Here is a 21651-nt window from a genome sequence, read left to right on the forward strand (position 1 = left end):
CCTAAAGAACTGGCTGTCCGGTGCCGATTCGCATGCTAAACCCACGGACGTTGAGCGCTTCGCCTCGTCAGACGTATTCGGAATTTTCATGCGACCGCCATTTGCATTCAGCCCGGCCCGCCATTCGTTTGCCGATCAGGAGCAGAAGCAGGCTGCCCTGAGCTATCTCAACGAAGCCTGGGCCGACGCTCGCCATGACGGCGTCGACGGCGACTGTCTGGCGCAGGCCAGCCTGTTTGCCGCCTTTGCCGAACTCGTCGGCACCTATGGCGAGGATGCCGTAGCGACCTTCGTCGAGGGCCTCGCTGGCCGTATCCGCAACGGCGAATTCTCGATCACGCTGGCGAAGCAATAAGCCGCTTCCGGCCATCGGGAGCCGATTCAACGCAGTTGAAGCGGATCTAGACCGCAAAAACCATTTCACGGTCCACGTTCATGATCCGGGCTTCAGCGTCTCCAGGAAACGCACCGGCTCACCGGTGGATGCGGTCGCCAGCTCTCCCTGCCACATCACGCGGCGGCCGCGCACGAACGTGCCGACCGGCCAGCCCGTCACCTCAACCCCGTCATAAGGCGTCCAGCCCGCGCGCGAGGCCACCCACTTGTTGGTGATCGTTTCCGTCCGCTTGAGATCGACCACAGTGAAATCGGCATCAAAGCCGGCCGCGATCCGTCCCTTGCAAGCAATGTTGAACAGCCGCGCCGGACCGGCGCTGGTGAGATCGACAAAGCGCGCCAGCGACAGGCGGTCCGAGCTGACGTGATCCAGCATCAAGGGCACCAGCGTCTGCACGCCGGTCATGCCCGATGGCGAGGCGGGATAGGTCTTTTGCTTCTCTTCCAGAGTGTGCGGCGCGTGATCGGAGCCGAGCACGTCGATAATGCCCTGCTCGATGCCTTTCCATATCCCGGAGCGATGAGCGGCATCGCGCACCGGCGGATTCATCTGCGCCAGCGTGCCGAGCCGCTCATAGCATTCGGGCGCTGCCATGGTCAGGTGGTGCGGTGTCGCTTCGCAGGAGGCCACATCCTTGTGGTCGCGAAGATATTCGATCTCCTGGCGGGTCGAAATATGCAGCACATGAATGCGCTTTCCGGTCTGGCGGGCCAGGGTGACCAGCCGCTGCGTCGCCAACAGCGCGGCGGTCTCGTCGCGCCACACCGGATGCGAGCGCGGATCGCCTTCGATCCGCAACCCCTTGCGTTCATTGAGGCGGTATTCGTCCTCGGCGTGAAATGCGGCGCGGCGGCGGATCACGTTGAAGATTTTCCGCAAACTGTCGTCATCCTCGACCAGCAGCGCACCTGTGGACGATCCGACGAACACCTTGACGCCGGCGCAGCCCGGCGCGCGTTCCAGTTCGGGCAGATCCTGCACATTCTCGCGGGTGCCGCCGATGAAGAAGGCGAAGTCGCAATGCATCCGATGATGCGCAGCCTTCATCTTCGCGGCGAAAGTCTCCGCCGTGACTGTCAGAGGATTGGTGTTCGGCATCTCGAACACCGCGGTCACCCCGCCCATCGCCGCACTGCGCGAGCCGGTTTCGAGGTCCTCCTTGTGCGTCAGTCCCGGCTCACGAAAATGCACCTGGGTGTCGATCACGCCGGGCAGAATATGAAGCCCCCGGCAGTCGATCACCTCCCCGGCATCGGCCTGGCCAAGCCCGCCGATCTCGGCGATGCGACCGCCCGAAACGCCGATGTCGCCGACCCCCTCGCCGTCTTGATTGACGATGGCGCCGGATCTCAGAATCACATCAAATGTTTTGGTCATCGTTCCCGAAAGCTTTTCCGTGCGCCGGGCACGGACCTTGTTGCCGGCACCTTAGCGGCTTACGTTCCGAAAGCGAAATCCGGCACGCAGGCTTGTCCGGGACACTGCGCAAAAACTCGCTAAACCAACGATAGCCGGCCAAGAGAAGGTGTCATGAAAGCAGCGTTTCTTCCCGACCGGGGCGTGGTCAAGGTCATCGGCGACGACGCACGTAATTTTCTCAACGGTCTCGTGACCACCGATGTGACCAAGGTCCAGCCCGGGCTCGGCCGGTTTGGCGCGCTGCTGACGCCACAGGGAAAGATCATCTTCGATTTCCTCATCACCGAAGCGCAGCCGGGTCACGGCGGCGGCTTTCTCATTGACTGCCCGTTGGCGCTGGCGCAACCGCTCGCCACCAAGCTCGGCTTTTACAAGCTGCGCGCCAAGGTCACGGTCGAAAATCTTTCGGGCAAGCTCGGCGTACTGGCGGCCTGGGACGGCGAACCCGCCATGCACCCCGACCTGACCTTCGCCGATCCGCGAAGCGACAAGCTCGGCTGGCGCATTCTCGCGCCGGAGGAACTCGCGGGCAGAGCGGCCACTGTGATCGGCGCCGAACTGGTTGAAAGCGCCGACTATGAGGCTCACCGCATCGCAGCCGGGATACCGAGCGGCGGCAACGATTTCAAGTTCGGCGACGCCTTTCCGCATGAAGCCAATATGGACCGGCTGCACGGCGTCGATTTCGACAAGGGTTGCTATGTCGGTCAGGAAGTGGTTTCGCGCATGGAGCATCGCGGCACCGCGCGCAGCCGGATTGTGCGCGTGCGGCTGGATGCAGGCGCGCCCGAACCAGGAACGGCTGTGGTCGCGGGGGAGAAGGCCGTGGGCACCATGGGTTCGTCAGCCGCGGACCAGGGTCTTGCGCTGCTGCGGCTGGATCGCGCCGCCGACGCGATCGAAGCCGGGATTCCGTTGACGGCGGGGGACATTCCAATCCATGTCGCCGAACCGGATGACCTGAAGCTACCGGCGAAGAATACCGTCACATGACACAATCCGCGCGCTTGCATGCCGACGGTCTCACCCGCTGTCCATGGCCCGGCGACGACCTGCTCTACCTCGCCTATCACGACACCGAATGGGGCATACCCGAATATGACGACCGCGCGCTATTTGAAAAGCTTATCCTCGACGGCTTTCAAGCCGGTCTGTCGTGGATCACGATTTTGCGTAAGCGCGACAACTTCCGCCGCGCCTTCGACGGTTTCTTGCCAGAGACCATCGCACGCTACAACGAGAAGAAGGTCCATGCGCTGATGAATGACGCCGGCATCGTGCGTAACCGGGCGAAAATCGAGGGTGCCATCACCAGCGCGAAGTCCTACCTCGGGATCATGGAGCAGGGTCCGGGTTTTTCCGCGCTGCTATGGGATTTCATGGACGGCCAGCCGAAGGTCAATCGGTTCAAGACCACCGCGACCATACCGGCCTCGACGCCGCTGTCGGTCAGGATATCGAAGGAACTGGCTTCGCGCGGATTCAAATTCGTCGGGCCTACGATCGTCTATGCGTTCATGCAGGCAACAGGCATGGTCAACGACCACCTGGTGACATGCCATTGCCATGAGACCTGCGGCAGGCAGACACGCCAGTCGCGCCCCAAGACGAAATGACGACACGGGCTGCCCCGAAAACCGCGACGCGCGCTTGGCAGCGGATGCTGTCCGGCCGGCGGCTCGATCTGCTCGATCCCTCGCCGCTCGACATCGAGATCGCGGATATCGCGCACGGACTCGCCCGCGTCGCGCGATGGAACGGTCAGACCCGTGGCGCGCACATCTTCTCCGTCGCGCAGCACACGCTGCTGGTCGAGGCCATGATGCGCGAGCATACGCCGCGCCTCGATATCCGGGTGCGGCTGGCGGCGCTGCTGCATGACGCGCCGGAATATGTCATCGGCGACATGATCTCCCCGTTCAAGGCGATGATCGGCGGTTCCTACAAGGCGGTCGAAAAGCGGCTATTGTCGGCGATCCACATTCGCTTCGGGCTGCCGCCTGTCCTGCCGGCAGAAACCGAGCGGCAAATCAAGACCGCCGACATGGGCGCGGCCTATCTCGAAGCGACCCATCTCGCAGGCTTCTCCGAGCCCGAGGCGAAGCGGCTGTTCGGCAGCGATCCCGGCCTGCCGGCGGCGATGATCGACGACTATCTGATGCCGTGGCCGGCAAGCAAGGCCGAGAAGCGGTTCCTGGCGCGGTTTCAGAGTCTGCACGGCTAAAGCGGCTTTTCCGCCCCGCATCCCGCTCCAAATACCCGGGCGCCACAGTGTTTCATTTTCGCGGACCGCCTTTTGCCCCAAGACGCGACGGCCTATAATCCCCCGAAAATTCGGGAACGCCATGATCCACGTCTGCTCGCTTGCCGCGCTTGCTGAAACCGTGAGAATCACGGGTGCAAGCCATATCCTGACGGTGATGGCCAATGTCGATCAGGTGTGCCGTCCGATGTCCGTTCTCGAAGCCAATCACCTGAAGGTGTCGATGGATGACATCGACGCGCCCGCGGACGGTTTCGTCGCGCCGAACGACGGCCATATCCTGCAACTTCTCGCCTTCGTGCGCGGCTGGGATCGCAAGGCGCCGCTGGTCGTGCATTGCTACGCCGGAATCAGCCGGTCGAGCGCAAGCGCTTTCACCGCGGCCTGCGCGCTCAACCCGCATCGCGACGAAATCTCCATCGCCCGTCAGATCCGCGCGGCTTCGCCGATCGCACGGCCGAATCGCCTGATCGTGGCGCTGGCAGACAAAGCCCTTGGGCGCGAGGGACGGATGCTGCGGGCGGTCGACGAGATGGGCCCCGGCGACATGACGATTGAAGGCCGACCGTTCCGCATCGATCTGGAATGATCAGAGAGCCCTATTACGATTCACGCGGAAGACCTGTTCGCATCGAATCGATCCCACGAACCTCTGTCGACGAATCGTGCCTTCAGTCCAAACCGCATCAGCATCTTAAATATGCTTCACGGGCGTCTGGTCGCGACGCGATCCTGTGTGATTGTGACAGCTTGAGTGAGACCGGGCCACGATGGCTAGAGCCTATTTTCAACCGCGTTGAATCAGACTCATCGCTTATATCTTTTTGTTCGAGCATGATCTTTTCCGAAAACCGGTTTTCACTTTTCGGGATCATGCTCTAAAGCGATCGACCTGGCGCGATCGGCGCGTCTACAGAACTTACTCGGTGGAACGGCGCAGTTCCATGGCGCCTTCGACCTTGGCCGGCTTGACGGGTTCAAGCCTGGCGCTCTCGACCCGCGGGGTTTCGACACGCGCGGTCACTTCCGTGTTCGAGGCATCGGCCGTGCGCGAAGCCTTGCGGCGGGCATACGGGCGCGCAGCAGCGCGCGCCAGCAACATTTGCCTGCCGCCCTGATGGTTGAAGTCGCAATACGCAAAGCCCATGCCGGACACCGAACCGCGGAAGCTGCGTTCGCTCTTCTTGTCGAGATTGAAGCACGGTTCGAACGGAAGACCCTTGATCGAGGCGCAAACAGCCTGGCCCCGCACCTGTAACGTATTGCCCGGCAGCCTCATGTGGCGAACCGGACCTTCGCCGCTGAACTGCACCGCGCCGGCCGCGCCCCCGTCCTCAAACACCCGGCCAGCGCCGCGGGTCCCGTCGAAGCAGGTGAACGCGAAAACCTTGCCGGCCACAAACCGCTTGGCCTCGCTGGCATTCATGAGGTGACCGGCCATTGCCGGCGCGGCGATCGCACCTGCAACCAGGACTCCTGACACGAAACGCGCAAGCATACTGCAACTCCGAACAAACCTGGCCGCGGGGATAGCCGCCGATGGCTGATGCCTTTACCCGCTCCTTACCATACCAACCGTGGCAACATTGGAGCAGCTTGGTTGGGAAAGTCTGAATATCCTGGGAAACTTTCCACGAGAGGGCCGCGAATTTCACTCGCGAGAATCCTGACACCGGCTTGGATTACCGCCTCCAGACCAATTTCATAAGCGATTTCAAATAGATTAGCGATCGAAATGACGCGGCCGTCATCTGCCGCCCGTTCTACCGCCGTGCAGAACCACCAAGCTCCGCCGAACTGTGAGCGGCCTCGGCGAGTCTGGCGGAGATTTCGGCGGTTTGAGCCTTTGTGCCCCAACTCGGCGCATCACCGCCGTCACCCCACGCGCGCGGACGATAGAAAGTATGAACGCCGGTGCGGTACATCTTCTTCATTTCGCGCACCCAGGAAGGATGTACCCAATAGGCATGATAGTGCGTCGACTTGCCGACTTCCGGCAGCCACAGCCGTCCGTCAAGCGTGGCCTTCGCGATCCTGCGGGCGCGATCCCACATGTCCGGCTCGGTGACGACGTCGCGAATGCCATCGCAGGCAAACGTGAACTGACAGGCCAGACGACGATTTGCGTTCTGATAGACCACGCCGCACACCGTCGTCGGATAGTAACCCGAGAACACACGGTTCATAACCACCTGCGCGACCGCGATCTGACCGCGAACCGCTTCGCCGCGCGCTTCGAAGTAAACGGCCTCCGCGAGGCATTTTTCCTGCTTGGCGCGCTTCTTGTCGTCCAGAAGTCCAAGCCGCTGAGCGGGCGTCTTGACCTCGCCCTTGCCGACCACGGTTTCGCCGGCTTTTGAAGAATCCTGCTGCGACGTCACCGATGCCTTCATGTCGGGATCGGGGATCGGCATCACGATCATGGGCTCTTCACCAGGACGCCAGCGTTCCAGACCTTCATTCACGACACCAAGTACCGAACTGCCGAAGTACAGACTTGCCGTCTTGATCGAGAACCCGTCGGTGGAAGGTTGCGACCCCTCAACCGCTTTGCCATCCTCAAGATCGTCGGTCGGCTGCGTCTCGGGCGATAGCGAAGCATCGTATTGCGTCAGCGGAGGTGCGTTCAGGGCTTCGGTCAGTTCGGGATCAAGCCCCGAGCGCGCGCCGCCATGACTGGCCGTCGCCGTCTTTGCCCCCAACACCGGAGCATTAAACGTCGAGGGATCCTGCGGCGCAGCGGTTGTCGGTGCAACGGGCGGTTCCGGCGCAACGATGGCTAAACGGTCGCCCTTCAGTGTTCGATTGACCCTGGGAAAATCCGAGGCGCTATAATGAGGCGGCGATCGCGTCAGCCGGTTGCGCGCCGCATCACCCACGCCCTCATCAAGACTTGCAAGCAGGAGTGTGGCAGCGCGCGGGACCGATGTGCCGACCGGACGTCCGAAATTGAATGTCGCGACTTGAATGGAGCTGACCGCGCTCGCGGACACACGCTTTTGCCAGCGCTCGGCGACACCCGGCTGCCGCGCAAGCAAGGATGCAATATCCTGATATCCGATTTCGTTCGGGATCAATGCGAAGAAGCAGAGACCGAAACCAAAGAGCGCAAGATGCGCGCTCTTCGGTTGGTTACGCAACACAGACATCGATACGCTCACGCAACGCCACACACACGTGATCGAATTGCACGTTTAGTCCATTTCGATCGATCTCGGTAATATCAAATTAAAGTTGCAAGGGCGTTAACCGGCGATGCAAGCGCACAACAGGCAAGCATGCATACGAAAGCGCGAGCGGCCATCGGAAGCGTTGGTAAACAACGCCTCGAGCGAAATAGTAAAGATTGGGTCAACACCTGGTTCGCGCGACGTGCGGGACGTCGCGAATTCACCGGCAGAGCATGATCCAGATCTTGAACCTGCTTTCCGCTTTCGGGATTTGCTTCACCGCGTTTTCGAACGAAGCATGTCCTCGGGCCGATGCGAGGGTGAATACCGGTCCGCATGAAGAAACGCGTCAAATCAAAGTCACAGAGCCGCTTCTGATTCTGCCAGACGCGGAAAGGTTCTAGGCTGCTGGCAGGTCTTCCGATCGTGACCGTCCATCACCCCGGCTCGCGACGCTCTTGCCGAGCGCCGCATGAGCGGCTGCAAGACGCGCGATCGGCACGCGATATGGCGAGCACGACACATAGTTCAATCCGATCTCGTGACAAAATGCCACCGAAACGGGATCGCCCCCGTGTTCGCCGCAGATGCCCACCTTGAGATTCGGGCGGGTCTTGCGGCCACGCGCGACACCGATCTTGATCAGTTCTCCGACACCATTGCGATCCACCGAGATGAACGGATCGATCTTCAGAATTTTCTTCGCGATATAAGCGCCGAGGAAACTCGCCGCATCGTCGCGGCTGATGCCGAACGTAGTCTGCGTCAGATCGTTGGTGCCGAACGAAAAGAACTCCGCAGTTTCGGCGATCTCTCCCGCCGCCAGACAGGCGCGCGGCAATTCAATCATGGTGCCGACCTGGTAGGTCGGCTTGCCGCCGGTTTCGCGTATCACCGATTGCGCGGTCATATCGATCCGCGCCTTGACCAGATCGAATTCGGCCTTGGTCGCGATCAGCGGCACCATGACTTCAACGGCGACGGCCTTGCCGGTGCGCTTTTCGACCTCGATCGCCGCCTCGAAGATCGCCCGCGCCTGCATTTCGGCGATCTCGGGATAGACGATGGCAAGGCGGCACCCGCGAAAGCCAAGCATTGGATTAAACTCGGCGAGATTGCGGGCACGGTCAGCGAGCTTGCGCGGATCAGCGTTCATCGCACGCGCGACTTCTTCAATCTCAGCCTGCGTATGCGGCAAAAATTCATGGAGCGGCGGATCAAGCAGCCGGATCGTGACCGGCAGGCCCTTCATAATCTCGAACAGCTCGATGAAATCGGCGCGCTGCATCGGCAACAGCTTCGAGAGCGCCGCACGGCGAGCCTGCTCGTCTTCGGCGAGTATCATCTCGCGCACCGTGCGAATGCGGGCCTCCTCAAAGAACATGTGCTCGGTGCGGCACAGGCCGATTCCCTCGGCGCCGAACCTGATCGCCGTTCGCGCATCGGCTGACGTGTCGCCGTTGACCCGGATGCCGAGCTTGCGAATCTCGTCGGCCCAGCCCATCAGCGTGCCGAATTCGCCGGACATCTCTGGCTCGATCATCGGCATCTGTCCGGCCAGCACCTCGCCGAGCGAACCGTCGATAGTGATGGCGTCGCCGGCCTTAAAGGTGCGATCTCCGATCGCCATGGTGCCGCGCCCGTAATCGACGCGGATGCTGCCGCAGCCGGAAACACAGGGCTTGCCCATGCCGCGCGCGACCACCGCTGCGTGCGAGGTCATGCCGCCACGCGTCGTCAAAATTCCCTCGGCGGCATGCATACCGTGGATGTCTTCCGGGCTGGTCTCGATTCGGACCAGGATAACCTTGCGGCCATCGGCCTGCAGCTTGGTTGCTTCCTCCGAAGAAAACACGATCTCACCCGCAGCCGCGCCGGGCGATGCCGGCAGGCCAGTGGCGATCACATCACGCGTTGCATTCGGATCAATGGTCGGGTGCAACAACTGGTCGAGCGAGGCCGGATCGATACGGATCACCGCATCCTTCTTCGAGATCAGGCCCTCTTTGGCGAGTTCGACCGCGATGCGAAGCGCGGCGCGCGCGGTACGCTTGCCGCTTCGGGTCTGCAACATCCACAGCTTGCCATCCTCGACGGTAAACTCCATGTCCTGCATGTCGCGATAGTGCTTTTCGAGCAACCTGTAGATGCGCGTCAACTCCTTGAAGGATTCGGGCATCACCGTTTCCATCGACGGTTTGTCGGAGCCGGATTCCTTGCGCGCCGCCTCGGTGATGTCCTGCGGCGTGCGGATGCCTGCCACCACATCCTCGCCCTGGGCATTGACGAGAAACTCGCCGTAAAGCCGGCTCTCTCCGGTCGACGGATTGCGCGTGAAGGCCACGCCAGTTGCCGACGTTTCACCCAGATTGCCGAACACCATGGCCTGCACGTTGACGGCGGTGCCCCATGATTCCGGAATGTTGTGCAGGCGACGATAGGTGATGGCCCGCGCATTCATCCAGGATGAGAACACTGCGCCGATTGCACCCCACAACTGCTCATAGGGATCCTGCGGAAAATCCTTGCCGGTCTCGCGTGCAACAGCCCGCTTATACTTGTCCACCACCTCAATCCAGTCGTCGCCGGTCAGGTCGGAGTCGAGCGAATAGCCCTTGTTATCCTTGAAGGTATCCAGAATGTCTTCGAAGTGATGATGCGCGAAACCAAGCACGACATCCGAATACATGGTGATGAAGCGGCGATAGCTATCATAGGCGAATCGCCGATCGCCAGACAGCGTGGCCATGGCTTCGACGGTCTTGTCATTGAGACCGAGATTGAGCACCGTGTCCATCATGCCGGGCATCGAGGCGCGCGCTCCCGAGCGCACGGAAACCAAAAGCGGATTGGTCGCATCACCGAACATCTTGCCGGTTATTTTCGCAACGTGCTTCAGTGCTTTTTCGAGCTGCGGCTTCAGTTCCGTCGGATAGGATTTGTCATGCGCGTAGAAAAACGCGCATACCGAGGTGGTAATCGTGAAGCCGGGAGGCACCGGCAAACCGAGATTGGTCATCTCCGCGAGATTGGCGCCCTTGCCGCCGAGCAGTTCTTTCAGTTCTGCTTTACCCTCCGCCTTGCCGTCTCCAAAGGTATAGACCCACTTGCTCCTCGCGGGCGACGGCGTTCCCGTCGCGTTGTTTTTCGCCTTCGCCGCGCCGGTGGAACTTCGCGTTTTCGCCCGGGATTTCGTGGATTTTGATTTCGTCGCAGGCTTTTTCGACTTCGAAGCAGCTTTGGCCATGGTTAGAAGCCATTCCACGTAAGGGAAATCGTGCGCGCCTTACACCACGTTTCGACGACTCCGCGCAAGCTGCGCCATAGCGTTTTCAAGCGAAGTGAGACCCGTTCGCGTGAAGAAAATGCGTCAGATCAAAACCTAGGACCCTCGCCTCTGATCAGAAGCGAAGGCTCTAACTCCCTTGTCCTGCAGGATATCGATATGAGGATTCAAACTCGGAAGCACGACGCAAATGACAAACAGCCCGGCTTGCGCCGGGCTGTTTTGACCGTATCCGTCGATGGATCGCTTCGAACAGCCGGTGTCAAGCCTGCGGCTGAGGTTCGAGACCTGGATCTGGCTCCGGGCGCGGACGTGTTTTGCCAGCCGGCGGCACCGCTGACGTGCGCGGGGCCGCTGGCTCCAGCACCGATTCCCGGTTCGGCTTCTTGCCGTTCAGGAGGTCGGTGATCTCGTCGCCGGTCAAGGTTTCAAACTCGAGCAAACCCTTGGCGAGCGTTTCCAGATCGGCTCGCTTCTCGGTGAGAATGCGGGTCGCGTCCTTGTAACCGGTCTCGACAAGACGCCTGACCTCGGAGTCGATCTTCTGCGCGGTCGCCTCCGACACATTCTGCTGACGGTTGACCTGCATGCCGAGGAACACCTCGTCATTGTTCTCGCCGTAGGACACGGTGCCGAGTTCCTTCGACAGACCCCACCGTGTCACCATCATGCGCGCAAGCCGCGTCGCCTGATCGATATCCGACGCCGCGCCGGACGTCACCTTCTCGTGGCCGAAAATCATCTCCTCCGCCACGCGGCCGCCCATCATGATCGCGAGCCGCGAGGTCATCTGTTCCAGCGACATCGACAGCTTGTCGCGTTCGGGGAGTTGCATCACCATGCCTAGCGCCCGACCCCGCGGAATAATGGTCGCCTTGTGGATCGGATCGGTGGCAACGACATTGAGACCCACGATGGCGTGACCGCCCTCGTGATACGCCGTCAGCAGCTTCTCTTCTTCGGTCATGACGAGCGACTTGCGCTCGGCGCCCATCATCACCTTGTCCTTGGCCTCCTCGAACTCGGCCTGCGTCACCATCCGTTTGTTGCGGCGGGCGGCGGTGAGCGCCGCCTCGTTGACAAGGTTCATCAGGTCCGCGCCGGAAAAGCCGGGGGTGCCGCGCGCGATCACCTTCAGGTTCACATCCGGCGCCAGCGGCACCTTGCGGACATGGACCTTGAGAATCTGTTCGCGGCCGACGACGTCCGGGTTCGGCACAACGACCTGGCGATCGAAGCGGCCTGGACGCAGCAGCGCCGGGTCGAGCACGTCGGGCCGGTTGGTCGCAGCGATGAGGATGACGCCCTCATTGGCCTCGAAGCCGTCCATCTCCACAAGCAACTGGTTCAGCGTCTGCTCGCGCTCGTCATTGCCGCCGCCGAGACCCGCGCCGCGATGCCGGCCAACCGCGTCGATCTCATCGATGAAGATGATGCAGGGTGCATTCTTCTTGGCCTGCTCGAACATATCGCGGACGCGGCTCGCGCCGACGCCGACGAACATCTCGACGAAGTCCGAACCCGAAATGGTGAAGAACGGCACATTGGCCTCGCCCGCGACCGCGCGTGCGATCAGCGTCTTACCGGTGCCGGGCGGGCCGACTAAAAGCACCCCGCGCGGGATCCTGCCGCCGAGACGCTGAAATTTACCGGGATCGCGCAGGAACTCGACGATCTCCTGAAGGTCCTGCTTGGCCTCGTCAACGCCCGCGACGTCCTCGAAGGTGACGCGGCCGTGGGCCTCCGTCAGCATCTTGGCGCGAGACTTGCCGAAGCCCATCGCCTTGCCGGCGCCGCCCTGCATCTGGCGCGACAGGAAAATCCACACGCCGATGAGCGCGATGAACGGCAGCCACGATACCAGCAGGGAAACGAACCATGGCACGCTGTCGCCGGGAGGCTTGGCTGTGATCTGCACCTTGGCGTCATAGAGCTTTTTCACCAACCCCGGATCACTGGGCGCATAGGTTTGGAAAGTGGAACCGTTGGTGAAGGTGCCGCGAATTTCCTGCCCCTGGATCACGACATCGCGAACATTGTTCTGATCGGTTTCCGCCAGCAACTGCGAGAACGAAATATCCTGCGCGGTCGTGTGATGGCCAGGATTCTGGAACAATGTGAACAATGCCAACAGGAGCAATACAATGATGACCCAGAGGGCGAAGTTGCGCATATTGGCGTTCATCGATCTTCCTTCGAGGCCGCGCGGATCGCAGCCGGATATCCCTGCATCGACTTAATAGATGGGGGTTGCCGACACGTATACAATCTAGGCGCGGAGGCTGCCGCTGCCAAGGGAACCGGGAGGGCCCCTTCTTAAAATAAAACCTATTCGGCCAGGGCCGTCGACACAAGGTTTCGCATTGCCGATATTTCTGCCTTACCCTTTGATCTGCTTCATCTTGTTGATCTGCTTCATCTTGGAAGCCGCGCGCCTGACGGAATTTGGACGCATGGCGGAAAATGAACTCCGGCTTGGATCATGGCCGGCGCTCTCTACGCGGCGATTAACGAAGCCGCATCAGTTGGCCCGACGCCGGGGCGGTGCAGGCTCGACGCTGATCCGTTCGGAGGTCAGCGTTACCACTGCCCCCGCCAGCGTCCTCCTGAGCAGAATGCGTCGACCGGCATTCGCGTGATTTGCGGCGCTTTCAAGCGCCAGGAGCAGGGCCTCAACCTTACCCAGTTCGGCCGGCCCTTCACAGCCGACGCGATCGATCATTCGCAGCAGCAATCGAACCTTGATCTCCTCCGAGAGAGCCGCAAACGCCTCCGTTCGAAAGCCCGGTCGCTCCGCGCCGTCCTGCACGGCCAGATAACGCTCCGCGCCGTCGACGAGGAGTTCCAGCGCGATGTTGGCTCGCGCCAGGCGCGATGCGAGCCGCGCCAGGTTGCGGGCGTCGCATCCTTCCTCCGCCAGCGCCGGCATCAGAGCGCGCAAACGCGGACGCGTGAAATTGAGGTCGCGATTGGTCGGATCTTCCACGTAGTCAATCTTCGCTTTCTTCAGCGTGGCAATCAGCCTCGACTTCGGAACGTTCAGGAACGGCCGGGCCAGAATGAACCCGTCACGCATCGTTTCACGCGCCATGGCGGAGAGGCCCGCAATACCGCTGCCGCGTGATATCCGCATCAGAACGGTTTCCGCCTGATCGTCACGGGTGTGAGCGGTGAGGATATGTGATGCGCCGTTGGCGCGGGCTGTTCTCGCCAGCAGGCGGTAGCGGGCGGCTCGCGCGGCGGCGGGCAGCCCGGATTCCGGCTTGGCGCCGCTCCAGCGCAGGGTGCGGTGGGTCACGCCGAGCGAGGTTGCGAGATTTTTGACGTCCCGTGCCTCGCGCGCGGACCCTCGCCGCAGACCATGATCGACGGTGACGGCAATGAGGTCGGGACCGCGTGTCATGGCGCTCCGCCATCGCGCTGCGAGCCACATCAGCGCCATGGAATCGGGGCCTCCAGATACGGCGAGGACGAGCGCGCGTTCGCCTTTCCAGTCCGCGAACAGCAGTTTCGCTTCCGCCGCCGAAATCGGCAAGGTGGAGCACGCCTTCGACGGCCTTGTCGCGTGCGCGGTCGATCTAGTTCGAACCACCGATGTTCATCCCAAACGTCAGGCGACTGCCGTCCAGATCGTCGATGTCGAAGTCACGCAGGCCGTAGGGACGATCGCCCGGTGGATGCACGATGGTCGCCCCGCGCGACCTCAGCTCATCGTGCAGTGCGTCAACCTCGGTCACGAACACATTGACGGCGCCTTGGCCGGCTTCGCGTTGCGTCTTGTGCGCGGCCTGAAGATGAATCGTAACGTCGTCCCGCTCGACGCCGCCGCAGAAAACCGGATCACCGCAGGTGAAGCCCATCTTGAAACCGAGGACATCGCGATAATGGGCAACGGCCTTGGGGACGTCCTCGTCCTCGACCACGAACAGGGTCGCGGCCGAACAAAATTGCGGGGCATCAAGGCTCATCGGACAAGCTCCTTATAGTCGGAGACCCGCCCGAATTTACGCGATCCGGCGCATGTTCTCTAGCACTTCACCCGCTTCTGCTCGCGGTCCACGGCTTGTTTCACACCGGCGGAGGCGCGGGGATATTTGCGTGTGACCTCACCAAGCGCGGCGCAGGCGGCTTCCTTTTCTTTCAGGGCGGCCAGCGATTGTCCGAGCCGCAGCAACGCATCGGCCGCCTTCGCCGAACTGTCATACTTTGTGGTCACGCCTAGGAATACCTCAGCGGCCTCACGATATTTCTGGCGCTGGAACAGGCTTTCTCCCAGCCAGTACTGCGCGTCGCCCGTCAGCGTATCGGAGGGGTATTTCTGGGTGAAATTGCGCATGGTTTCCTCGGCAAGCGCATAGTCCTTGCGCTGCATGTAGCCGATGCCAAGATCGAATTCGTCGCGCGGCGTCGCCGATGGCGGCAGTGTTGTCAGGCCACCGGTATGGAGCGGAGCGTTGCCAGCTGTCGGGTAATTCCCCGAAGGCCGTGGACCGACGTTGGCGAGATCGAGCGGCGCGCCTGCTTCGCGGCCGCCGGGCGAGCCTACGGCCGCCGCCGCGATCGGCATCTGTCCGCCCCCCAGCGCGCGCGGCGCACCCGGGGCGTTGGGATTCCGGCTGGGGTCAAAGGCATCACCGCGGTGGCCTTGCGCAGGAGCGGCTACGACCCGCTCCTGCACGAGGGGAGGCTGACCTCCTCGCGGATCATAAGTCGGCTGGTGCGAGTCGGGACCGGGACGCGCCGGCGCAGTCGCCGCGACGCCAGGTGATGCCGTTCCCGGCTGCAACTGCCGGAGCTGTTGTTCGAGCATCTGATTCCGGTGCTGCAATTCTTCATTCTGCCCGGTCAGCGTTCGCAGCTGCTGTTCCAGTTGCTGAATGCGGAGTTCAGGATCGACGTCGTATTGCGCGGAGGCATGTGACGATAGCACAAGCATCGTGGCAACAGCCATTGCACGGGCAAGCATCGGAGATATGGAAGACATTTTGGCCTGTCGACTGAATAAACGTCACATCGAAAGCGCCCCCATTGAAGACTTGAGTACGCCGAAAATGTGACTTGGTCCAACACCGGCAATCACTTTACGACGATCTTGCCGGTCAGTCTTCTCCTTAAAAAGAGTCTCGTGTCCTTAAAAAGAGTCTCGTGGCGTTTGGAGCATTTTCCGGCGAAGTGGATACCGGTCCGCCGCAAGAAAATGCGGCCAGATAAAAATTTTGGAGCATGATGCGATTCAACCCGGTCAGAATCATACTCCAGCGTCAAACGCTACCGGCCTGCCCTGCAGAGAAATAGCCGGTTTGCACCCGTCAAGACCGAGAGCAGGAGCCAGCTTTATTCCTTCGATTGTCCTGACGCAAAAAACCGGCGCCCAAGGCGCCGGCTGAAAACAAAACATGGGACGCGTCAGGAACTGGCGTTGAGCACGGTGACGGCGCGGCGGTTCTGGGACCAGCAGGAAATGTCGTTGCAGACCGCGACCGGGCGTTCTTTGCCATAGGAAATGGTCCGCATCCGGCCCGGGTCGATGCCGCGCGACGCAAGGAAACTACGAACGGTCTGCGCGCGGCGGGCGCCCAGCGCGATGTTATACTCGCGGGTGCCTCGTTCGTCCGCATGGCCTTCGATCGTGAAGGAATAGCGATTGTAGGTCTGCAGCCAACGCGCCTGCTTTTCCAGAGTCGTTATCGCCTGCGGCGACAGGCTGGTCTGATCGCTCTCGAAGAAAACGCGGTCGCCGACATTGACCACGAAATCCTGCTGGCTGCCCGGGGCCGCGGCGCCGGCCATCCCGCCCCTTCCGTCCATCGGATTCTTGTTGGCGCAGGCCCCCATCGACAGCGCCGCCGCAAGCACGGCAGCGAGCTTCAATCCCCGGAGGAATCGCTTCTGATCTAACATTCCGGAGCCTCCACGCTCGCGTTTTCCACTGTTACCGCTCTACAGGGCGATGGTTAAGCGAACGTTCCGTCAACCTTGATGAGACGTTGCCCGACTGCATCAAATGCCATGTTTGTGAAAGAAGCGCCCGCGATGGTTAATGAGCCGCAAATATGGCGCGAGGGTGAACCGACAAACGATTTTCACAACCGCGAGATCCGGAGTGCGGCCATGCCCCCCTCGCCCATGATCCACATCGACGCAACAGATGTGGAGATCAGGACCTCGGGACGATCGAGGATCGCGCGAACGGAAACGAAGACTCGAAGGGCGCGAGCATCGCCGCGCCAACTCTGCGTTCGAACAACATTCGACGCTCGAAATAGCTCGAACGAAGATACGGATAGCGGGCGAAAACCGTTTCGCGCGAGGCCGGAAAATCGACCGCCATCAGGCAGATCGGCTTGATGAGGCCAGGATACAGGCGCGGCGGACTCAACGGCTGGTGGTTAAACAAGCGCCGGTAAAACGACCGGTGTTCGGCGCGGACGGTGGCCAGACCGAGGTCGGCATTGAAGAAGCTGCAGGCGACGAAGCATAGACGGAGTGTGATATAGGGCAATTCAGGAAATCGGCCCGCGAGTTCCGGGTCCGCCACAAAGCGGGTCGGGTCGACCATAACCTTGCCCCGATCGACCTCGGGCTGAAGATAATCGTTAAAGACATCTACCGACGGACTGAGAGGATGTTCCGGCGATGAAATGCTGAGACGGATGGAACTGGCGAGCGCGCCGTCCAGATAGACGCCGAAAATCCAGGAGTTCGGCATATCGTCGAAACGATCGAAGATCTTGTGATCGCGGTTGGCCTCGATCGCCCCTTCATTCAGGTAGGCGCGATATCGAAGGCGGTAGATGATCTCCTTATCTGCCGGCGTTTCCACCAAGCGATAGTCAACCCGATCGAGAAGCTCGATACCTCGGTCTGCAGGCTTGGCAATTGTCTGTGGAGCCGAACTCATTGGAACACCCCCCGAGCCGCCCGATTCAGCCGGCGACGGAAGGTTAACAATTAGTTAATGAATTGAAAAGATAACAAAGCATTAGTGTTACCTCGTATCCCTCTCTTCTTTCATCCGCCGGCCCACAGGTTCGTCATTGCATGTCGAAATTAGAGGAATTCAAACCGGAACATAACGTGACTTGTGGGGAGTAACATTCAAGCGATGGACCGGACAACCTTCACTTTGTCACCACGCTGATGGCGTCCATGAGAGGACTCGAGCAGCTGGCGAATACGTGCCGCGGGCACCGGTCGGCTAAACAGATAGCCCTGCGCCTCCGTCACCGTGCTGTCGGCGCTGATGAGCTCGAGCTGCTCGTTGGTTTCAATGCCTTCGACGACGACGGCCATGCCGAGATCGGCGCTCAGCCTGGCCACGCCACGCAACAGCGTCAGCGGCCGGTCCGTATCGATCCCCTCCAGAAAGGAGCGATCGATCTTGACCTTCTGAAGCGGGAAATTGTGCAGATAGCTGAGACTCGAATATCCGGTGCCGAAGTCATCAAGTGAAATCCTCACGCCCGCAGAATGCAATTGCGTCAGCGCGTCGTGCGTCCACTCCGTGTTGCGCAGCAACGACGATTCCGTAATTTCGATTTCGAGACGATGCGCCGGAAGACCGGAAACCTCCAGCGCATAACGGACTTCGCTAAGGACGTCGCGCTGATGGAATTGCTGCGATGAGAAGTTGACGGCGACACTGACAGCCTCCGGCCACATCATGCATTCCATGCAGGCCTTGCGCAAAATCCAGCGGCCGAGATCGAGGATGAGGCCCATCTCCTCCGCCACCGGAATGATATCCATCGGGGAGATCATCCCGCGCGTAGGATGATTCCACCGCAGCAGCGCCTCGCAGGCCATGATCCGTCCTGACCTCAAATTGACCAATGGCTGATAAAACAGCTCGAACTCTTCGTTGGCCAGCGCTTTGCGCAGATCGAGTTCGAGGACGCGTCGCCTTTCGACGGTTTCCGCCATCTCGCTGCGGAAGAAGCAGAACGTTCCACGTCCATCCGCCTTGGCCCGGTAGAGCGCCATATCGGCGTGCTTGAGAAGGTTGTCAGCGGTGGCGCCCGGCGAAGTCAGCGCGATGCCGATGCTCGCGCCGATCTCGACAAGGTGACGATCGACCTCGTATCGCTCGGTGAGACGCTCGACGATGCGGCGGGACAGCGCCGCCGCCTCCTCCGGCGACTGAATGTTTTGCTGGAACACGACAAACTCGTCGCCGCCGAATCGCGCAACGAAATCTTCCGGGCGCAGCATTCCGCGTAGCCGGTCGGCGACAATGCACAACAGGCGGTCGCCGCAGGGATGGCCGAGCGTATCATTGATCTGCTTGAACTGATCGAGATCGATGAACAGCAGCGCCGAAAGCCGCGACCGGTCGGTCGGGGATTCCAGCAGGCGTTCGATTTCGTCGCGGAAGCTGAGCCTGTTTGGCAGATCCGTCAGCGAATCGAACCGAGCAAGATGGCTGATTCGCGCTTCCGCCTTGCGCCGCTCCGTGATGTCTTCGACCAGAACGACGGTGCCGCCGCCGGCCATCGGCTGGAATGTCCATGACAACGCCCGGCCTTGTTCCAAATCCGCGTCGGAGGTCACCATGGCGCCGGCTTGCGAATTCTCGAGCTCCGAATTGATCGCCCGTCCGTTTTCTGACGAAATCGCCCCGGCAACCACGCAGGCCGCGATGAGCTCCGACGCACCGACGTTGCGATGAACGAAGTCGGCGGGGAGATGCATCATTTCGCCGAAGCAGTAGTTCATCACGCCGAGGCGGCCGTCGGCGTCGAACATGCATAGGCCATGAGGCATGTTGTTCAACGCAGTGTCGAACTGGCTGGCGAGCGCTGCTTCACGCTCGCGCGCAATCAGCGCGCGGACAAAGATGGCCTGCAGCCTTGTCGTGATCCTCTCGAGGCCGAGGAAATACAGCACGGTGAGAAGCGCCATCCCAATATAGTAGGGATCAGCGCGTAACATCATCGCTCCCGCCATCGGCCCGCAGGTCAATAGAATTTGGAGATGGAATATCCACGGGCGCCCGTAGGCCCGGCCCGCGCCGGCCGCTACATATCCCGTGGTGACCGAGATGCAAATCATGTGAGCGACGGCATCGTCGGTCATCAAAAGCGCGATCGCGCACCATGCACCAAGGGCAACTGCGTAGAGCACCGCTCCTATCTGATAGCGGGCCTCCCAGCGCGCGGCTTCGCCGATGGTTAGATCCGAACGGCGGTTCTTGTATTTCGTCATGTCGAAGGTGCGGAGCACGCCAATCAGAACCAGAAGCACCGCGCATGGCCACAGGAGATGGTTGCCGGTCTTCAATGCGGTCATAAGCGCCGCAATCGCAGCGCAGACCGCGCCAGCGAACATCGGCGCCGGATTCTGAAATAGGGAACCCACAAGCGCCGCATATATCGCTGGCGACATCGTATCGGTGTCGTGATGGTGGTCGGCCAACTGCATCGGCTGCGCGCATCCTTTCCGCGCGCGCAGTATTACCGGCTGCTCATGAAGCCTTTCTGAGCGAACATCGTTACCGCGCAGTTTGAACCGATCTTCTCAAGGAGAGATTCCACAAATTAATCAGCCGGTTGGGCCGGTTCCAACCCAATCCGGCTTCGGCTCACCAATGGTTTCATAAAAAGGACGACGGGTTTACGGTTGCTCGGGCTGCCGAGGAGCTGACGGCGCGTCCGGTCCACGACGGTGTCGCCCCTCAATTTTTCACGGACAAGATCATCCCGCGGGCGTGTTCTTGGCCCTCGCGAGGTTCCGGCTTATGAGAGCAGGGGTGACCATGCCGGATCAGACGCGAAACCAGGCGTAGGAACTTTCAATTCGTTGCGGCCCGAGACGTCGATCGTATAGAGCGATGGTCCACCGGCGCCGCCGGGGTCGCGGAAGAACATCAGGACGCGGCCGTTGGGCGCGAAGGTCGGCCCCTCATTGTGAAATCCCGACGTCAGGATCCGTTCGCCTGAACCGTCCGGCTTGATGATGCCGATAGAGAACTGGCCCCCGCCTTGCTTGGTGAAGGCAATATAGTCACCGCGGGGCGACCACACCGGGGTCGAGTAGGAGCCCTCTCCGAACGAGATGCGTTGCGCCCCGCCACCGGACGCTCCCATCACATAAATTTGCGGCTTGCCGCCGCGATCCGACTCAAAACAGATGCGGGCGCCGTCCGGCGAATAAGAGGGCGACGTGTCGATCGCCGGCGTATCGGTCAGACGTGTCGTCGACTTCGAACGCAAGTCCATCACGAACAGATTCGAATTTCCGCCCTGCTGCAGACTCATGATGATGCGTTGACCATCCGGCGCGAAACGCGGCGCGAAGGACATGCCGGGGAAATTGCCGACGATTTCACGCTGTCCGGTTTCGATGTTGAACAGATAGACCCGAGGATCGCCCTGCCCGAACTCCATGTAGGTGATTTCCTGGGTCGAGGGAGAAAAGCGCGGCGTGATCACGAGGTCGGCGCCGCGCGTGAGATAGCGCACGTTGGCGCCGTCCTGATCCATCAGGGCCAGGCGCTTGACGCGGTGCTGCGATGGCCCGCTCTCGTCGACGAACACCACGCGGCTGTCGAAGTAACCCTTCTCGCCCGTCAGGCGTTCGTAAATCTGATCCGAAATAATGTGCGCAATGCGCCGCCAGTACTCCGGCGATGTAAAATATTGCTGGCCGGCGAGTTGCTGGCCTGTTGCGACATCCCACAGGCGAAACTCGGCCTTGAGCCTTCCATCGCCCTGACGCGTCATGCGTCCGGTCACCAGCGCCTGCGCATTAATAGTCTTCCAATTGGCGAACTGCGGCGGCACGTCGATGTTGGTGATCTTTTCGATATACGCGGCCTGGTCGATCGGCGCGAACAATCCGCTGCGCTTGAGATTGTTGGTGATAACCTTGGCGACACCGGCGCCGACCTCGTTGTCCGACGCTGAACCTCCGACAAAATTCGGAATGGCGATCGGAAGCGGCGCGACATTACCCTCGGTGATCTGGACCCGCGCCTGACCGAGGGCTTGACGGCCGCGCAGCAACACAGCGGCCGATGCCATCCCGAAAAACATGTGTCGGCGGTTCAGGCGGAACGGCATTCTCTGCAATTCATTTCTCTCGATCATTGGTCAGACTTTTCTTTTCCGCACCGTTC

General features: G+C 61.0%; 17 protein-coding genes. 5 read left to right on the top strand and 12 right to left on the bottom strand.

Going from position 1 to position 21651, the window contains the following annotated elements:
* Window positions 1-88 precede the first annotated feature (88 nt).
* On the top strand, window positions 89-355 hold the full coding sequence (locus tag NB311A_RS12640) for a hypothetical protein (protein ID WP_009798964.1): 267 nt from the start codon (window positions 89-91) through the stop codon (window positions 353-355).
* A 78-nt stretch (window positions 356-433) separates the two neighbouring features.
* On the opposite strand, the gene NB311A_RS12645 is transcribed toward NB311A_RS12640, so the two are convergent.
* Complete coding sequence (locus NB311A_RS12645) at window positions 434-1774, bottom strand: dihydroorotase (protein ID WP_009798965.1); 1341 nt, start codon at window positions 1772-1774, stop codon at window positions 434-436.
* Between the two features lie 153 nt (window positions 1775-1927).
* Here NB311A_RS12645 and NB311A_RS12650 point away from each other — a divergent pair, with 153 nt between their 5' ends.
* The 4 genes from NB311A_RS12650 (at window position 1928) to NB311A_RS12665 (ending at window position 4668) form a co-directional block, all read left to right on the top strand.
* On the top strand, window positions 1928-2809 hold the full coding sequence (locus tag NB311A_RS12650; RefSeq protein WP_009798966.1) for a folate-binding protein YgfZ: 882 nt from the start codon (window positions 1928-1930) through the stop codon (window positions 2807-2809).
* On the top strand, window positions 2806-3432 hold the full coding sequence (locus NB311A_RS12655) for a DNA-3-methyladenine glycosylase I (protein ID WP_009798967.1): 627 nt from the start codon (window positions 2806-2808) through the stop codon (window positions 3430-3432). The genes NB311A_RS12650 and NB311A_RS12655 overlap by 4 nt, the downstream gene beginning before the upstream one ends.
* The gene (locus NB311A_RS12660; RefSeq protein ID WP_009798968.1) at window positions 3429-4040 is read left to right on the top strand and encodes a YfbR-like 5'-deoxynucleotidase; all 612 of its coding nucleotides are present in this window, start codon (window positions 3429-3431) and stop codon (window positions 4038-4040) included. Before NB311A_RS12655 ends, NB311A_RS12660 begins: the two co-directional genes overlap by 4 nt.
* A gap of 121 nt (window positions 4041-4161) precedes the next feature.
* Window positions 4162-4668, top strand: a complete 507-nt coding sequence (locus tag NB311A_RS12665) for a tyrosine phosphatase family protein (protein ID WP_009798969.1) — start codon at window positions 4162-4164, stop codon at window positions 4666-4668.
* Between the two features lie 330 nt (window positions 4669-4998).
* Here NB311A_RS12665 and NB311A_RS12670 read toward each other — a convergent pair whose 3' ends face one another.
* From NB311A_RS12670 to tolB, 11 genes are all read right to left on the bottom strand, one after another.
* Window positions 4999-5577: a hypothetical protein gene (locus NB311A_RS12670; protein WP_009798970.1), complete on the bottom strand. Its 579-nt coding sequence runs from the start codon at window positions 5575-5577 to the stop codon at window positions 4999-5001.
* Window positions 5578-5842: 265 nt separating this feature from the next.
* The gene (locus tag NB311A_RS12675; RefSeq protein WP_009798971.1) at window positions 5843-7228 is read right to left on the bottom strand and encodes a cell wall hydrolase; all 1386 of its coding nucleotides are present in this window, start codon (window positions 7226-7228) and stop codon (window positions 5843-5845) included.
* Window positions 7229-7649: 421 nt separating this feature from the next.
* Window positions 7650-10496 carry a pyruvate, phosphate dikinase gene (ppdK, locus tag NB311A_RS12680; protein WP_009798973.1) on the bottom strand — a complete coding sequence of 949 codons (2847 nt, stop codon included), beginning with the start codon at window positions 10494-10496 and terminating at the stop codon, window positions 7650-7652.
* 301 nt (window positions 10497-10797) lie between these two features.
* Window positions 10798-12720: an ATP-dependent zinc metalloprotease FtsH gene (gene ftsH, locus NB311A_RS12685; RefSeq protein ID WP_009798974.1), complete on the bottom strand. Its 1923-nt coding sequence runs from the start codon at window positions 12718-12720 to the stop codon at window positions 10798-10800.
* Between the two features lie 336 nt (window positions 12721-13056).
* Window positions 13057-14127, bottom strand: coding sequence for a tRNA lysidine(34) synthetase TilS (gene tilS, locus NB311A_RS12690; RefSeq protein ID WP_116394768.1), 1071 nt, complete (start codon window positions 14125-14127; stop codon window positions 13057-13059).
* Window positions 14114-14503, bottom strand: a complete 390-nt coding sequence (locus NB311A_RS12695; RefSeq protein ID WP_009798977.1) for a VOC family protein — start codon at window positions 14501-14503, stop codon at window positions 14114-14116. The genes tilS and NB311A_RS12695 overlap by 14 nt, the downstream gene beginning before the upstream one ends.
* A 59-nt stretch (window positions 14504-14562) precedes the next feature.
* Entirely contained in the window at window positions 14563-15519 is a 957-nt protein-coding gene (gene ybgF / locus NB311A_RS12700) for a tol-pal system protein YbgF (RefSeq protein WP_040675049.1), read from the bottom strand.
* A gap of 422 nt (window positions 15520-15941) precedes the next feature.
* Entirely contained in the window at window positions 15942-16436 is a 495-nt protein-coding gene (gene pal, locus NB311A_RS12705; RefSeq protein ID WP_040675050.1) for a peptidoglycan-associated lipoprotein Pal, read from the bottom strand.
* 256 nt (window positions 16437-16692) lie between these two features.
* A complete protein-coding gene (locus tag NB311A_RS12710) occupies window positions 16693-17436 on the bottom strand; it encodes a hypothetical protein (protein ID WP_009798980.1) in 744 nt (247 codons plus the stop codon).
* Between the two features lie 197 nt (window positions 17437-17633).
* The gene (locus NB311A_RS12715; protein WP_040675053.1) at window positions 17634-19955 is read right to left on the bottom strand and encodes a bifunctional diguanylate cyclase/phosphodiesterase; all 2322 of its coding nucleotides are present in this window, start codon (window positions 19953-19955) and stop codon (window positions 17634-17636) included.
* Between the two features lie 314 nt (window positions 19956-20269).
* Complete coding sequence (gene tolB, locus NB311A_RS12720) at window positions 20270-21595, bottom strand: Tol-Pal system beta propeller repeat protein TolB (protein ID WP_009798983.1); 1326 nt, start codon at window positions 21593-21595, stop codon at window positions 20270-20272.
* Between the last annotated feature and the right edge of the window lie 56 nt (window positions 21596-21651).

It is taken from the genome of Nitrobacter sp. Nb-311A (assembly GCF_000152905.1).
Lineage (GTDB): Bacteria > Pseudomonadota > Alphaproteobacteria > Rhizobiales > Xanthobacteraceae > Nitrobacter.

Coding starts and splice junctions, on each gene's coding strand:
- NB311A_RS12640 (WP_009798964.1), top strand. CDS start 89: ATGCGACCGCCATTTGCATTCAGCCCGGCCCGCCATTCGTTTGCCGAT.
- NB311A_RS12645 (WP_009798965.1), bottom strand. CDS start 1,774: ATGACCAAAACATTTGATGTGATTCTGAGATCCGGCGCCATCGTCAAT.
- NB311A_RS12650 (WP_009798966.1), top strand. CDS start 1,928: ATGAAAGCAGCGTTTCTTCCCGACCGGGGCGTGGTCAAGGTCATCGGC.
- NB311A_RS12655 (WP_009798967.1), top strand. CDS start 2,806: ATGACACAATCCGCGCGCTTGCATGCCGACGGTCTCACCCGCTGTCCA.
- NB311A_RS12660 (WP_009798968.1), top strand. CDS start 3,429: ATGACGACACGGGCTGCCCCGAAAACCGCGACGCGCGCTTGGCAGCGG.
- NB311A_RS12665 (WP_009798969.1), top strand. CDS start 4,162: ATGATCCACGTCTGCTCGCTTGCCGCGCTTGCTGAAACCGTGAGAATC.
- NB311A_RS12670 (WP_009798970.1), bottom strand. CDS start 5,577: ATGCTTGCGCGTTTCGTGTCAGGAGTCCTGGTTGCAGGTGCGATCGCC.
- NB311A_RS12675 (WP_009798971.1), bottom strand. CDS start 7,228: ATGTCTGTGTTGCGTAACCAACCGAAGAGCGCGCATCTTGCGCTCTTT.
- ppdK (WP_009798973.1), bottom strand. CDS start 10,496: ATGGCCAAAGCTGCTTCGAAGTCGAAAAAGCCTGCGACGAAATCAAAA.
- ftsH (WP_009798974.1), bottom strand. CDS start 12,720: ATGAACGCCAATATGCGCAACTTCGCCCTCTGGGTCATCATTGTATTG.
- NB311A_RS12695 (WP_009798977.1), bottom strand. CDS start 14,503: ATGAGCCTTGATGCCCCGCAATTTTGTTCGGCCGCGACCCTGTTCGTG.
- ybgF (WP_040675049.1), bottom strand. CDS start 15,519: ATGTCTTCCATATCTCCGATGCTTGCCCGTGCAATGGCTGTTGCCACG.
- pal (WP_040675050.1), bottom strand. CDS start 16,436: ATGTTAGATCAGAAGCGATTCCTCCGGGGATTGAAGCTCGCTGCCGTG.
- NB311A_RS12710 (WP_009798980.1), bottom strand. CDS start 17,436: ATGAGTTCGGCTCCACAGACAATTGCCAAGCCTGCAGACCGAGGTATC.
- NB311A_RS12715 (WP_040675053.1), bottom strand. CDS start 19,955: ATGCAGTTGGCCGACCACCATCACGACACCGATACGATGTCGCCAGCG.
- tolB (WP_009798983.1), bottom strand. CDS start 21,595: ATGCCGTTCCGCCTGAACCGCCGACACATGTTTTTCGGGATGGCATCG.